The organism is Thermomonospora catenispora (genome assembly GCF_006363815.1).
GTDB lineage: Bacteria > Actinomycetota > Actinomycetes > Streptosporangiales > Streptosporangiaceae > Thermomonospora > Thermomonospora catenispora.
Genome location: NZ_RRYT01000023.1, coordinates 34944 through 49292, shown reverse-complemented (window position 1 = coordinate 49292; position 14349 = coordinate 34944). Strand labels below are relative to the sequence as shown.

The 14349-nt window shown below is 73.5% G+C and carries 11 protein-coding genes; 4 read left to right on the top strand and 7 right to left on the bottom strand.

What is annotated here, in order from left to right; genetic code table 11:
• Positions 1–67: 67 nt before the first annotated feature.
• Complete coding sequence (locus tag EIO00_RS17610) at positions 68–2101, bottom strand: MFS transporter (protein WP_140180357.1); 2034 nt, start codon at positions 2099–2101, stop codon at positions 68–70.
• Positions 2102–2259: 158 nt separating this feature from the next.
• The gene (locus tag EIO00_RS17605) at positions 2260–2673 is read right to left on the bottom strand and encodes a hypothetical protein (RefSeq protein WP_241661432.1); all 414 of its coding nucleotides are present in this window, start codon (positions 2671–2673) and stop codon (positions 2260–2262) included.
• 106 nt (positions 2674–2779) lie between these two features.
• Between EIO00_RS17605 and EIO00_RS24585 the strand changes: the two genes are divergently transcribed.
• Together EIO00_RS24585 and EIO00_RS25665 are read left to right on the top strand one after the other, a co-directional pair.
• Positions 2780–2944 carry a hypothetical protein gene (locus EIO00_RS24585; RefSeq protein ID WP_175596262.1) on the top strand — a complete coding sequence of 55 codons (165 nt, stop codon included), beginning with the start codon at positions 2780–2782 and terminating at the stop codon, positions 2942–2944.
• 79 nt (positions 2945–3023) lie between these two features.
• Entirely contained in the window at positions 3024–3824 is an 801-nt protein-coding gene (locus EIO00_RS25665; RefSeq protein ID WP_140180355.1) for a class I SAM-dependent methyltransferase, read from the top strand.
• A gap of 6 nt (positions 3825–3830) precedes the next feature.
• Here the strand turns inward: EIO00_RS25665 and EIO00_RS17595 are convergent, their stop codons facing one another.
• Together EIO00_RS17595 and EIO00_RS17590 are read right to left on the bottom strand one after the other, a co-directional pair.
• Positions 3831–6059: an ATP-binding SpoIIE family protein phosphatase gene (locus tag EIO00_RS17595; RefSeq protein ID WP_140180353.1), complete on the bottom strand. Its 2229-nt coding sequence runs from the start codon at positions 6057–6059 to the stop codon at positions 3831–3833.
• 159 nt (positions 6060–6218) lie between these two features.
• The gene (locus tag EIO00_RS17590; RefSeq protein WP_140180351.1) at positions 6219–6917 is read right to left on the bottom strand and encodes an iron-dependent transcriptional repressor DtxR; all 699 of its coding nucleotides are present in this window, start codon (positions 6915–6917) and stop codon (positions 6219–6221) included.
• Between the two features lie 119 nt (positions 6918–7036).
• On the opposite strand from EIO00_RS17590, the gene EIO00_RS17585 reads away from it, so the two are divergent.
• Complete coding sequence (locus EIO00_RS17585) at positions 7037–7732, top strand: UdgX family uracil-DNA binding protein (RefSeq protein WP_140180349.1); 696 nt, start codon at positions 7037–7039, stop codon at positions 7730–7732.
• Positions 7733–7785: 53 nt separating this feature from the next.
• On the opposite strand, the gene EIO00_RS17580 is transcribed toward EIO00_RS17585, so the two are convergent.
• On the bottom strand, positions 7786–9123 hold the full coding sequence (locus tag EIO00_RS17580; protein ID WP_140180347.1) for an MFS transporter: 1338 nt from the start codon (positions 9121–9123) through the stop codon (positions 7786–7788).
• Positions 9120–9791, bottom strand: coding sequence for a pyridoxamine 5'-phosphate oxidase (gene pdxH / locus EIO00_RS17575; protein ID WP_140180345.1), 672 nt, complete (start codon positions 9789–9791; stop codon positions 9120–9122). The genes EIO00_RS17580 and pdxH overlap by 4 nt, the downstream gene beginning before the upstream one ends.
• Positions 9792–9917: 126 nt before the next feature.
• Between pdxH and EIO00_RS17570 the strand changes: the two genes are divergently transcribed.
• Positions 9918–11030: a citrate synthase 2 gene (locus EIO00_RS17570; protein WP_140180343.1), complete on the top strand. Its 1113-nt coding sequence runs from the start codon at positions 9918–9920 to the stop codon at positions 11028–11030.
• A 294-nt stretch (positions 11031–11324) separates the two neighbouring features.
• Here EIO00_RS17570 and EIO00_RS17565 read toward each other — a convergent pair whose 3' ends face one another.
• The gene (locus EIO00_RS17565; RefSeq protein WP_140180341.1) at positions 11325–14213 is read right to left on the bottom strand and encodes a type 1 periplasmic-binding domain-containing protein; all 2889 of its coding nucleotides are present in this window, start codon (positions 14211–14213) and stop codon (positions 11325–11327) included.
• Positions 14214–14349: the final 136 nt, after the last annotated feature.

Genomic DNA, 14349 nt, shown 5'->3' with positions numbered 1-14349 from the left:
GATACGTCCAGGGAAGCACGGGACGGCCCGGCCGGCAAAACGCCCCCTTCCCGGTCCGCCGCCCCGGTCACCGCCGGGCCGACTCCCGCAGCTCCGGCGGGGCGTCCAGGGAATGGCGGGCCAGCTCGGCCAGCAGCCGGGTCAGCTCGAGGTGATCCTCCGGCGACCACCCCGCCAGATGCCGTTCCAGGGCCCGGTTGCGGGCGGCGAACAGTCGTTCGGCGGTGGCCCGGCCCGCGTCGGTGATCTCCAACCGCCCATCCCTGCGCACCACGTACCCGGCCTTGACCAGCCGATCCACATACGGACGGCCCCGTTCCACCGGAACGCCCGCCCGCCGGGCCAGCTCCGCCGACGACACCGACCCCTCCTCGGCGATCCGGCACAGCGCCCACATGCTCCCCGCCGGCAGATGGACCTCGGCGAGCACCCCGAGCCGGGCGTACATCTCCCGGGCCCCCGCATCCCGCATCATCAGCCGGCTCAGCCGCCCCTCGACCTCCTGCCGGGAGGTGCGATAGGTGGGGGCGCCGGCCATGCCCTCGCCCAGGTCCGGGCCCGCCTTGGCGGTGGCGCGCAGCGGGATCTCGGGCAGCAGCAGGGCCAGCAGCACCCCGATCGCGGCGACCGGGGCGGCCCAGCCGAACACCTCGGCGATGGCGTCGTTGTAGACCTGCAGCAGCCGCTCCTGCAGGGCCGGCGGGAGGACGCCGATCACCGCCGGGTCCTCCCCCGCCGTCCGCGGATCGAATCCCGGCGGCAGCCCTCCGGCCTCGGCGACCCGGGCGAGGCCGCGTTCGAGCCGGGAGGCGAACAGGGAGCCGAACATCGCCACTCCGAACGAGCCGCCGATCGACCGGAAGAACGTCACCCCGGCCGTCGCCGCCCCCAGGTCCCGGTACGGCACCGCGTTCTGCGCCGCGATCACGATCACCTGCATGACCAGGCCCAGCCCCAGGCCCAGCGCCGCCAGATCACCGTTCAGCACCGCGGTCGAGGTGGCCGGCTCCACCCTCGACAGCAGCCACAGCGCCAGCGTGGTGACCGTCATCCCGACCACCGGGAACACCTTGTAGCGGCCGTACCGGCTGATCAGCTGCCCGCTGCCGATCGAGCCGACCAGCATCCCGGCCACCATGGGCAGCAGGTGCACCCCCGACAGCGTCGCCGACACCCCGTGCACCACCTGCAGATACAGCGGCAGGTACGTCAACGCCCCGAACATCGCGAAGCCGACCAGGCAGCCCAGCGCCGCCGCCACCACGAAGACCTCGACCGTGAACAGCCGCAACGGCAGCACCGGCTCGGCCGCCCGGCGCGCCGAGGCCAGCCAGCCCAGCGTGGCCGCCGCCGCGCCCAGCAGGCCGACGATGACCGGCGAGCCCCAGGCGTACTCGGTGCCGCCCCAGGTCGCCGCCAGCACCAGGCAGATCGTGGCCGCCGACAGCAGGGCGATCCCCGGGTAGTCGATCCGGTGGCGTTCGTGCAGCCGGTCGGCGGGCAGCACCGTCGCGATCACCGCCAGCGCCGCCGCGCCCAGCGGAAGGTTGACGTAGAACACCCACGGCCAGGACAGGTGGTCGACGAAGAACCCGCCCAGCAGCGGCCCCAGCACGCTCGACACCCCGAAGACCGCGCCGAACAGCCCCTGATAACGGCCGCGCTCCCGGGGCGGCACCACATCGCCGACGATCGCCACGGCCAGCGACATCAGCCCGCCGCCGCCCACCCCCTGCACCGCCCGGAAGGCGATCAGCTCCGGCATGGCGCGGGCCAGCCCGCACAGCGCCGAGCCCACCAGGAAGATCACGATGGACAGCAGGAAGAGGTGCTTGCGCCCGTACTGGTCGCCCAGCCGTCCCCACAGCGGCGTCACCGTGGTGGTGGCCAGCAGATAGGCGGTCACCACCCAGGACAGGTGCTCGGCGCCGCGCAGCTCCCCGACGATGGTGGGCAACGCGGTGGCGACGATGGTCTGGTCCAAGGCGGCCAGCAGCATCGCCATCATGAGCGCGCCGAGGATCGCATACAGCCGTCCCCGGCGCGGCAGCCCCGTCGGCTCGGCCGCCACGGCCGTGCCGCCCCCGACGGCACCGTGCATCGCTCGACTCCCCCCGTAGCTCGGGAGGGTGTGTACCCATCCGGCGGCGGGGAGCGAACCGGCCGGGCGGATCGACGGCCCCGGCAGGCCCGGCCGACGGCGGGGGAAGCGCCCGGCCCGCCGTCACCGGGCCGGGCGGACCGTCCTCCGCCGCCCGGTCAGCCGGTCAGGTCCTTGACGACCTTCGCCGCGCCGATCCCGGTGGCGCCCAGCGCCACGGTCGAGAACGCGGCGGCCGCCCACAGCGGCACCGCCGATCCGCGGCGGCCCCGGCGGGACTTGACCGCGGCGAGCGCGTCCAGCGCGTCCACCGCCACGCCCAGACGGGCCCACGCCGCCCGCGAGCGTCCCTTGCTGAGCAGATAGCCGAGCCCGAGCGCGATCTCCCGCGAGGCGAACAGCCGGGTCGCCAGGTCCCGCCCGGCGTCCGCGTCCCGCCCCAGCCCCAGGATCCGGGCGGTCGCCCCCGGCGCCAGGAAAGCCGTCACGCCGAGCGCCACCCGCCCCCGCGCCAGGTGCACCATCAGCGTGTCGACGCGGTCCGCCTGCTGCACTTCCGTCACATCTGCCACGTTCGAAGCGTATCCCCCGCCCGAACACAATTCGACTCCGGGTCGAACAAGACCGGTCCGTCCGCCGTGGTGGACCGCCGCCCGTTCCGCGCCGATACTGGGCCCGATGGACGTCACGGGGCTCATACTGCTGTTCTTCCTCGGGTTGATGACCGCCTACCTGCTGCGGTACGTCGCCGCGCGGCTGCGCTGGCCGGTGCCCGGCTACAAGGGCATCATCATCGTCTTCGTCATCGCCATGCTGGCCATATGGGGGCAGTCCCTGGATTGACGGCGATGTCCGAACTTCCGCGCCGAGACGGCCGTCTCACCTGAGGCAGCTGCTTCCCCGCGCGGCAAGGGAGTTCCACGTGTCCCCCACCACGGCCAAGGTCCACAGGCGACGGAGCTCGACCTCCCCTCATCTGGACCGGCTCGTGGCCTTCGCCGAACCCGGCCCCGCCGACGAGTGCCTGACCCTGGACTGCGGGAGCGACCCGCTTCCCGCGGCGCTGAGCCCGCTGGTGCGGCGGGTGACCGCCGCCGACGCCGTCCGTCCCGCCGACCACGCCGCATCCGACCCGCCGGGCCCTCCGTCCTCGACGAGCGCCCCGCCCCCGGGCGGCCGGATGCCGACCGTGGTGTTCTCCCCCGCCCGTCATCGGGGCGACGGCGCCTTTGCGACGGCCGCCGAGGGCGCCGCGCTGCCCTACCGCGACGGGGCGTTCACCCTGGTCGTCTCACGGCTTGCGCTGCGCCGGCCGGTGGACCCGGCGAGCCTGCTGCGGGAGACGGTGCGGGTGTGCCGTCCCGGCGGCCGGGTGGTGATCGCCGAGGTCGTCCGTCCCGCCCACCACGCCCCCGCGCGGGACCGGCTGGAACGCCTCCGCGACCCCGCCCACCCGGGGCTGCCCGCCCTGGACGACCTCGTCCGGCTGCTGACCGACGCGGGCGCGCGCATCCGCCGCCTGGAGCGCATCAACGTGGAACGCCCCCTGGAGCACTGGCTGGCCGACGCGACCGATCCCGCCGTCGCCGAGGAGGTCCGCCGGGCCCTGCTGGAGGAGATCGACGGGGGGTCCCGCACCGGCGCCCGCCCCCGGGTGATCGGCGGGGAGCTGTGGTACACCGACACCTGGGCCTATCTGGCCGCCGAACCCCGCCCCCGCTGACCCGGGTCAGCGGGGCAGCTCGAACCAGACGGCCTTGCCGTCGGCGGTCGGGCGGACGCCCCACCGGGTGGCGAGCTGATCGACCAGGTACAGGCCGCGACCGCCCTCGTCGGTCTCCCCGGCACTGCGGATCCGCGGCAACCGCAGGTCCGAGTCGAACACCTCGACCCAGACCGACGTGGAGCCGCGGCGCAGCCGCAGCGTGAACTCCTTGGTCGGGGGCTCCCGGCGGCCCAGCTCCATGCCGAGGTCCCACAGCTCCTCGTCCAGCAGGGAGTCCTCGTCCTCCACGCCCGCCCCGGCCAGCAGCGCCGCCGGCTCCGGCCGCGGCGCCGGGCTGCTGGCCGCGTGCAGCACCACGTTGGTGACGACCTCGGAGACCAGCAGACAGGCCAGCTCGGCCTGCTCGGGGTCCATCCCCCAGGAGGCGAACGTCTGAGCGGCCATCCGGCGCGCCTCCGACACCATGATCGGCTCGGCGGCGAAGGTGCGCTGCTCGACCGCCAGCTCCTCCGAGGAGGTGCGGATCACCACGATCGCCACGTCGTCGTCGATGTCGCCGGGCACCGCCTCGAAGGCCGCGCCGGCCACCTCCTCGACGTCGCCGTCCGCGACGGCGGCGACCGCCTCACGGACCATCCGGCGGGACTCCTCACGGGTGTAGTACTCCCCGTCGGGCTTGGGCCGCCGGTCGATCAGTCCGTCGGTGTACAGCACCAGCGTGGCGCCGGGCTTGAGCTCGCGGCTCTCCTCGTTGAACAGGATCTCCCCGCCGACGCCGGAACCGCGCACGCCCAGCATCGCGCCCTTGCTGTTGAACTCCAGCTCGGTGACCTCGCCGTCCTGGATCAGCAGCGGCGGATCGTGCCCGGCGTTGGCGAACGACAGCACCCGCGACCAGGCGTCGTAGACGAAATAGGTGCACGACACCAGCGGCGCCCGCGCCCCGTCCTCGTCGATCCGGTCCGACCGCCGGGCCGGGCTCAGGGTCCGGGTCCACTCGTCCAGCTCGCGCAGGATCTCCGCGGGCGGCTTGTCGGCCTGGGCGAACGCCCGCAGCGCCGCCCGCAGCTGGCCCATCACCGCCGCGGCGCGCGCGCCGCGGCCCTCCACATCGCCGATCACCAGCCCGACCCGGCCCGCCGACAACGGGATCACGTCGTACCAGTCGCCGCCGACCTGGGTCTGAATGCCGTGTCCGTGCGACTCCAGCGGCCGGGCCGGCTCGTACCGCCAGGCGATCTCCAGTCCGTCCAGCTTGGGCGGGACGTCCCCGGGCAGCAGGTTCTTCTGGAAGGCCAGCGCGGTCTCGCGCTCGGCCTCGAACAGCATCGCGTTGTCGACCGCCAGCGCCACCCGGCCGGCGATCGCGCCGACCAGGTCGCGGTCGAAGCCGTCGTAGTGCGGGTCGGGCCGCTTGCTCAGGTTGGACAACGCCAGCGTCATCACGCCCAGCAGCTCGCCGCGGGCCAGCAGCGGAGCGGAGATCGCCGACGTGATGCCCATGGCCTCGTCGCCGGCCTGGTCCGGGGCCGCGTAGCGGGCCTGCGCCATGTCCTCCACCAGCACCGCGTCCCGGCGCTGCATCGCCTTGGCGGCGTGGTGGCCCGGCGGGTACGACACCGGTTCGTCGACCTCCGGCCAGGTGCCCGGCGGCGGGGTCCAGCCGCCGGCGTGCCGGGAGACCCGGCGGATCAGCCGGTCCCCGCTGAACAGGTCGATGAAGCAGTGGTCGGCGAACTGCGGGACCAGCGTGTCGGCCATCTGCCGCAGCGTGGTGGCCAGCTCCAGCGATCCGGCCAGCCGCTCTCCGACGCGCTCGAGCAGCCCGTAGCGCTCCTGGTCGCGCTGGTTGCTGCGGAACGCCTCACGAGCGAAGATCACGATCCCGTCGATCGCCCCGGAGGGGTGGCGCAGCGGCACCGCGTGCGCACGGGTGTAGACGGTGGAGCCGTCGTCCCGGACGTTGCTGAACGTGCCCTCCCAGACGCCGCCCTTGAGCACGTGCCGGGCCAGCTCGGCGGCCTGGGCGTGGTCCTCTTCGGCGATGCCCAGCGACAGCACCGACCGTCCGATGAACTCGTCCCCGTCGAAGCCGAACAGCTTGCGCGCAAAGGCGTTGCCGTAGATGACGTTGCTGAACCGGTCGCAGACCACGACCGCCATCTCCATCTGGGACAGCACGGTCTCCGGCGGCAGCTGCGCCTCGATGGCGGACTCACTCCACCGCGTCATCGGACCTCAGCTTCCCCGTCGCTGCACTGGACGTGCCCTCCCAGGCGCCCGCCCGCGCCCGTCTTGTTGATGAACGACGAAAGCGCGTCCCGGATACGCGGGAATCCCTCCCCGCGGCGGAGGTCCTCGGTGCTGGGCGGCGGTGTCAACGGGAAATGATCAGCGCTTGGTGACGAACACGTGGTCGGCCAGCCGCCGGGGCAGCTCGCTGGTGGAGTCCGGCTCACCGTCACACGTCACTCGTACCCCGTCTTCACCGGTCGCCAGGATCACCTCTCGTCCGGGCCGAATGTCGAGTTCCTTGAGGATCAGCATCAGATCGCTGTCGTTTTGGACCTGCTCGCTGATCCGGCGCACCACCGCGGGCGTGCCGCCCGGAGTGGCGATGTCGGTCATCACGCTGAGCGGGCCGCTCTCCTCCCCGTCGGTGGACACCCCCAGCTCGTCCAGGCCGGGGATCGGGTTGCCGTGCGGGCAGTGCGTCGGGTTGCCGAGCAGCGAGACCAGCCGCCGCTCGACCTCCTCGCTCATCACGTGCTCCCACCGGCAGGCCTCGATGTGCACGTCCTCCCAGGGCAGCCCGATCACGTTCACCAGCAGGCACTCCGCCAGGCGGTGCTTGCGCATGACCCGGATGGCCAGCTCCCGGCCAGCGGGGGTGAACTCCAGGTGCCGGTCGCCCTCGACCCGCAGCAGGCCGTCGCGCTCCATGCGGGCGACCGTCTGGCTCACCGTCGGGCCGCTCTGGGACAGGCGCTCGGCGATGCGCGCACGGAGAGGGACGATCCCCTCCTCTTCGAGCTCGAACACCGTACGGAGATACATCTCCGTCGTGTCGATCAGGCCGTGTGAGGTCAATGCTCCCTCCGCTCTCGAAGCTTCAAGTCTACTTCGCCCGAGCCGTGGCGGGGCGCCCCTCAGCGGCTCCCTGACGCTTTGCGACGCGATGGGCGCCTGGTGGGTAGAGGAAACGCGTTATGACGGTCGAATCTTCCCACGACGCAACCCCTTACGTTCCCGAACAAGCGGATTTGACGGGGCTGGCGCGGGCGGCCGCCGGATGCCGGGGCTGCCCGTTGTACGCCGAGGCGACTCAGACGGTGTTCGGCGAGGGTCCGGCGGACGCTCGGATGGTGCTGGTCGGCGAGGCCCCCGGCGATCAGGAGGACCGGCGGGGCAGGCCGTTCGTCGGCCCGGCGGGACGGTTGCTGGACCGGGCGTTGGAGGAGGCGGGCATCGCCCGTGGGGATGTGTATCTCACCAATGCGGTGAAGCATTTCGCGTTCACCGTTCCCGCCGGTGGAAGACGTCGATTGCACAAGACGCCGAGCGCCCGTCAGACATCCGCCTGCCGGCCCTGGCTGCTGGCCGAACTCCACGTGATCGATCCGAAGGTCGTCGTGCTGCTCGGCGCCGTGGCCGGCAAAGCGCTCCTGGGATCGCGATTCCGGATCACCCCCCGCCGCGGAGAACTGCTGCCGTGCCCTCCGCCGGAGATGCTCGGCACCCCGCAGGCCGCCCGTTTCGTCGAGTCGGCCGATCCCGCCGACGCGCCCGCCCGTCTCCTGGCCACCGTCCATCCCTCGGCGGTGCTGCGCGCCGACGACCGCGAGGGCGCCTACGCCGGCCTGGTCGAGGACCTGAGGGCCGCCGCCGGGGCCCTCGACCGCTAGCGCGCCGGCTCCCCGGCGTGGCCGGCGGGCGGCGGCTCCGGCGGGGCGGCGCGTCAGCGACCGGCCGGGTCGGCCGGGCCGGCCGTGCGGGTGTCGTAGCGCAGCAGGGCGGGGACGCACAGGGACGCCACGACCACCAGGACCGCGCAGGCCAGTCCGCCGCCGACCCAGGAGACGGTGGCGCCGGCGACCGCGGCGACGGCCCCGGCGCGCAGATCGCCCAGCCGAGGGCCTCCGGCCACCACCACCACGAAGACGCCCTGCAGCCGGCCGCGCATCTCGTCCGGCGCGTACGTCTGGAGGATGGTCTGCCGGAAGACCGCCGAGACCAGGTCGGCCGCGCCGCCGACCGCCAGCAGGACGACCGCCAGCCACAGGGAGGAGGCGAGCCCGGCCGCGGCGACCGCCAGGCCCCACACGACGATGGACGCGACCAGCGCCACGCCCTGCCGGTGGATCCGCCCGATCCAGCCCGACATCAGCCCGCCCAGCACCGATCCGATGGCGATGGCGGCGAACAGCCAGCCCACCGCGCCGCTGGCGACGCCGTCCGCGGCCATCTCCCCGCCCGCCCCTCCGCCGAAGCGGGTCTCGGCCGCCTCGGGGAACAGCGCCCGCGGCATCGCCACGCCCATCGCGATGACGTCCACCACGAACGACATCAGCAGCACCGGTTGGGAGGCCAGATAGCGCAGCCCCTCGACCACCGAGCGCAGGCCGGGGCTTCCGGTGCGGTCCTCCAGCGGCGGGATGGGCGGCAGCCGCAGCGCCGCCCACAGCACCACGGTGAACAGCGCCGCGTCCAGCGCATAGGCGGCCGCGTAGTGCCACCGGGCCAGGATCACCCCGGCCAGCAGCGGCCCGGCCAGCATGCCGGCCTGGCTCGCGGTGAAGTTCAAGGTGTTGGCCGCGGCGACCTCCTCGGGCCGCATCAGCCGGGGGATGATCGCGCCGCGGGCGGGCGAGGAGACCGCGAATCCGCAGGACTGGACCGCCACCGTGGCCATGATCAGCCACAGCGCGTCCAGCCCGAGCACCGCCTGGATCAGCAGCAGCAGGGTCGAGACCCAGGTCACGCAGGAGGAGACGAACAGCAGCCGGCGCCGGTCCATGTGGTCGGCGATCGCGCCGCCCCACAGCCCGAACGCGATCAGCGGCACCAGCGCCGCGACGCCGAGCGCACCGACCCAGAACGAGGAGCCGGTCAGGTCGTACACCTGGACCGGCACCGCCACCGCGGTCACCTGGAAGCCGACGTGGGAGACGGTGTGGCCGATCCACAGCCGCCGGTAGGCGGGATTGCCCAGGGGCCTGGTGTCGATGGCCAGCCGCCGCCACCGCGAGGTCCGCGCGGTGGCGGCGGCGGGCGGGGAGTCCTTCGCCGTGGTCACGGAGAGAGTCTCTCGATGACCCACCTGTCCTTTTCACCGGGGGGTCGGCGGTAGCGGATCCGGTCGTGCAGCCGGTCCGGACGCCCCTGCCAGAACTCCATCTCCTCGGGGACCACCAGGTAGCCGCCCCAGAACGGGGGCTTGGGCACCTCGGCCGGTTCCGGCCAGCGGGCGGCCAGTTCGGCGAACCTGGCCTCCAGCTCCTCCCGGGAGGAGATCACCGACGACTGCCGGGAGGCCCAGGCGCCGAGCCGCGCCCCGCGCGGCCGGGTGCGGAAGTAGGCGGCCGCCTCCTCCTCGGGCAGCCGGTGCACCGCTCCGGACACCCTGACCTGCCGATGGAGGGGGTGCCAGGGGAACACCAGCGCGGCCCGCGGGTTGGCCGCCAGGTCCCGCCCCTTGCGCGAAGTGTGGTTGGTGAAGAACCTAAAACCGTCCGTTCCGTACCCTTTGAGTAGAACGATCCGAGCGCTGGGCTCCGCCTCCGGCGAAGCGGTCGCCAGGATCATCGCGTTGGGTTCGGGCAGTCCGGCCGCCACCGCATCGGCGAACCAGGCGGCGAACAGGTCGACCGGCTCCTCGGGCAGGTCGGCGGGAAAGGAGGACAGTCCCGGGACGGCACCGTCGTAGTCGGTGCGCAACCGGGCCGGGTCGGGATCGTGTCGCACAGTGGCAGAGCCTCTCACCTGGGCCGAGCGCACATTGCGGGGACCTGGGTACTGAGCGGTAACCCAGACAGGGTTCAATGAAGCATCACCGCCTTATCACTCTTGGGGACGAAAGGCAGGACGAACATGTCCGACTTCAAACCCGGTCTTGAGGGGGTCGTAGCCTTCGAGACCGAGATCGCGGAACCGGACAAGGAGGGCGGCGCCCTGCGGTATCGGGGCGTCGACATCGAGGAGCTCGTCGGCCGCGTCTCCTTCGGTGACGCGTGGGGCCTGCTGGTGGACGACAGCTTCGACCCGGGCCTGGAGCCGGCAGAGCCGCATGTCCTGCCACTGCGGTCCGGCGACGTCCGGGTGGACGTGCAGGGCGCGCTGCCCGCGCTGGCCACCGCCTATGGCATGCGCCCCCTGCTGGACATCACCGACGAGGAGGCCCGGGCCGACCTGGCCCGCGTGTCGGCGCTGGCACTGTCGTTCGTCGCCCAGTCGGCCCGCGGCATCGACAAGCCGATGGTGCCGCAGCGGCGCGTGGACGAAGGCCAGACGATCACCGAGCGTTTCATGATCCAGTGGCGCGGTGAGCCCGACCCCCGCCATGTGGCGGCCGTCGACGCCTACTGGGTCTCGGCCGCCGAGCACGGCATGAACGCCTCCACCTTCACCGCCCGGGTGATCGCCTCCACCGGGGCGGACGTCGCCGCCAGCATCTCCGGCGCCATCGGCGCCATGTCCGGCCCGCTGCACGGCGGCGCCCCGGCCCGGGTGCTGCCGATGATCGAGAAGGTCGAGCAGACCGGCGACGCCCGCAAGGTCGTCACCGACATCCTCGACGCGGGCGAGCGGCTGATGGGCTTCGGACACCGGGTCTACCGCGCCGAGGACCCGCGCGCCCGGGTGCTCCGCCGCACCGCCAAGGAGCTGGGCGCCCCCCGGTTCGAGGCCGCCAAGGCCCTGGAGGACGCCGCCCTGTCCATCCTCCGCGAGCGTCGTCCCGACCGCGCCATCGAGACCAACGTGGAGTTCTGGGCGGCGGTCGTGCTGGACTTCGCCGAGGTTCCCCCCGCGATGATGCCCGCCATGTTCACCTGCGGCCGCACCGCGGGCTGGGCGGCGCACATCCTGGAGCAGAAGCGCACCGGCCGCCTGGTGCGCCCCAGCGCCCGCTACGTGGGCCCGGGCCCCCGCCCGATCACCGACGTCACCGGCGCCGAGGCCGCCCTCAAGCGGAACGCCGGCTGACCGTCCGTTCCTCGACGGGGTCTTCGGGGCGCCGCCCCGAAGACCCCGTTTCCCTGCGGCGCCTTTGCACGGTCGTGATGATCACGACGGGTCGCAAAGGGTCGTGACGGGTCCTGCGCCGCATCCGGCCGGATCCGGTCGCCTGTGGCCGGATCCGGCCACGGCTGACGGCATCCGGCCACAGCTGACGGCATCCGGTCGCATCCGATCGGACCCGATCAGGCGGCATCCGGTCGCATCCGGACGCATGCGCCCGCGCGTCCGGCCGCATCCGGCCGGACGCCGGCGGCCCGGTCAGCGGCCCGGCTTCGGGCAGTCGGCGCTGCCGGTGCGACCGTCCACCAGGTGGCCGCAGACCGCGACGGCCATCCGCCGCCCCGTCTCCAGCACCTCCAGCAGCAGCACGGGCTTGTCGGGGACCAGGTGCCCCTGGTTGCGGGGACCGAAGCGGATCACCCCCGTCGCCCCCTGCATCCGGGAGCCCGGGGTGGGCTCGGTCAGCTCCGACAGCACCGCCGCCGCGGTGGGCGGCGCCCCGGCCTGATCGGCCATCACCCGCTGCGCCACCCTGATCATGGTGAACGCCGCGTCGTAGGCGATCGCCGAATGCGCCAGGGAGGGGCGTTCGGCGGGCGGGGCGTCGGGACGGACGAGGTCCTTCAGCGCGGCCCTGAAGGCCGGATAGAACGGGTGCAGCGGGTTGTCCCCCACCCAGCGGGGGTCCCAGGCCTCCTCGGCGGCCAGCGGCGTGTAGAACAGCTTGATCGACGGGGTCCGGCCGATCTCCTCGGCGTTGTCGCTGACGTACTTGGTCACCTCGTCGCCGCCCAGCACGACCCGCCGGCCGCCGCAGGGCGTGTTGACGAGCACGTTGACGAACGAGCGGAACTCATGCGACCGGCCGGCGTAGTAGAACACGTCCGCCGGCCGCCGGCAGGCCTGCAGCACCAGCCCCGGGATCTCGCGCGGATCGCGGTACCGCCGCATCCGGACCCTCCCGCCCGCCCGGCCGAACGCCTCGGCGAAGTCCTCGGCCAGGTTGGTGCTGTAGGTGTCGTCCTCGGCGGCGTCGTAGAACACGTCCGCCGAGGCGGCCCGGGCGCCGCCGGGGCTCAGCCGGCCGCTGCGCGCCCAGTGCGCCGCGTGCTCGGCCAGCCGCCGGTTGAGGGGCGCCAGCCGGAAGTAGTACGGGGAGAACCCCTGCGCCTGCCGCCCCAGGAGGTCATAGGTGCTGGTGGTGCCGATCATCGGCAGCGCCGCCTGGGACAACCGCCGGATCGCCTCCCCGGTCTGCTGTTTGCTCTCGCCGAAGCCGACCACCCCGACGATCGTGCGGTCCGACAGGGCGCGCGCCCGGATGCGCTCGGCGACCCGGGCGGCGTAGCGGAAGCGCGATCCGGCGTTGGCCACCAGCACCCGCAGCAGCGGCTCGCTGTGGGCGGCGTTGTGCAGCCGCTGGGCGACCGCCAGCCCGACCAGCTCCCCGTGCACCCCCGACAGCAGCGTGCCCGGCGGACCGCCGCCCGCGGGGTCGGTGCTGAGCGCCCCGAGATAGACGATCGTGACGTACTTCCTGCCGGTCTTGAGGACCGCCTCGTTCTGGTCCCGGATCCGGCGCTCGACCCGCTCCAGCCGCTCGTCGAAGGGGAACGACCCGTCGGTCAGGCCGACGCACTCGCCGTTGGGGGCGCGCCACACCCCGTGCGGATCGCAGTAGCGGACGCCCTGCACCGTCACCACGGTGGCCGAGGCGGCCAGCACCAGCAGCGCGCCGATCCACGGCGTGAACGGGTGCGCGAGCCAGGGCCGCCGCCGCGAGGGGAGGGCGGGGGCGGACTGGCCGTCGCCCCTGCCCAGGTCGACGGAGATGTCCCGGGTGTAGCCCAGGGCGATGGCGCGCCGCCGGTCGTCCCAGTGGTCGACGTAGGACTGCAGCGCGCCGTCCAGATCGACCGGGCGGTCCCGGGTGGCCTGCGGGCGGAGCCGGCCGGCGAACGCCGCGACCTCGTCGGCGTCGTCGCCGACGCAGGCCACGATCACCAGGGGGTCGAAGGCGATGCGCGCCGCCGCCTGCTCGGGACCGATCCGGTCGCGTTCCCGCAGCTCCTCGGCCGTCAGCGGGCCGCCGCGGTGGGCGAAGCGGCGCAGCCGGTCCGCCCGGACCCGTTCGACCAGCTCGATGAAGCGCCGGGCCAGCTCCATCCGGCGCCGGGATTCGGCCGGGTCGGTGCGGACGAGGGGGTCCATGATGACGGTCGGGTAGCGCACCCGCGCCCAGGTCGCCCGGCGCCAGCCGCGCCGGTACCCCTGCCGCAGGTCCTCCAGGAAGGCCGCGATGAACAGCTTGTCCAGCTCGTCCTCGGGCAGCCGGTTGCGGTTGATCAGCTTCACCGCGAACGTCAGGAAGTCCGGAGCGGGCCCCGGCCCGTACGGCTGCCGGGGGAACCACCGGTAGCGCCGCCGGCTCGCCCAGTCCCAGGTGACGATGCCGGCCTGGCCGATGATCACCACGACCCCGCCGAGCGCGGTCATCGCCGCCGCCGCCAGGTCCACCGCGCTGGCCGCGGTCGCGCTGACCAGGGCGATGACCGCCACCGCGATCGGGGCGATCTGCTCCAGATAGCTCAGCACCGAGGCGAACCTCGGCTTCCCTCCGCTGTTCTCGCCCGGCAGCACCCGCTGCCGCCGGCGGCGTATCCCCGCCGCCAGCACCCGACGCGCGGCCTGGGGGTCGTTGCCGCTCACCCCCATCAGCCGGGCCACCAGCTCCCGGTCCTCCTCGGGGCCGGCGCCGTCCGGCACCTGGTCGTTGTTCGCCTTCGCCGCCAGCCGCATCTCGCGCAGCGAGCTCAGCCACAACGCCATGCTGAGCAGCCGGAAGCGCAGCGGCCGCTCCAGGGGCGGGGTGCTCTCGGTGAGCCGGTAGACGATCTTGCGGAGCAGATCGGGGACGTCGGAGCCGGGGTCGCGCACCTTGGCGACGAGGCCGCCGTCACCGTCGCAGTCGTCCTTGAGGCTCTGCGCGACGGAGGTCCAGCCGCCCGCGTCCGCGGTCAGCAGCACCGGGCGCAGCCGGTCCCCGGCCCGGGCCGTGGGCCGGCGCCGGAGCTGCCGCAGCACCGCCGTCAGCTGCGGGTGCCGGTGCGCCAGATCCGGCGGAACGCCCTGGCCCGTCTGAGGCATCGCCCACCACCTCCGCCGCCTCCCGCCCGGACCCGACGGTCCCGGCCATGCAATCGGTCGACCGCCCCTCGGTGAAGGTCAAAAGACACTCAGCCCCACACAAGAGGGTGGTGCGAATTCTCGCAATGGAATTTGC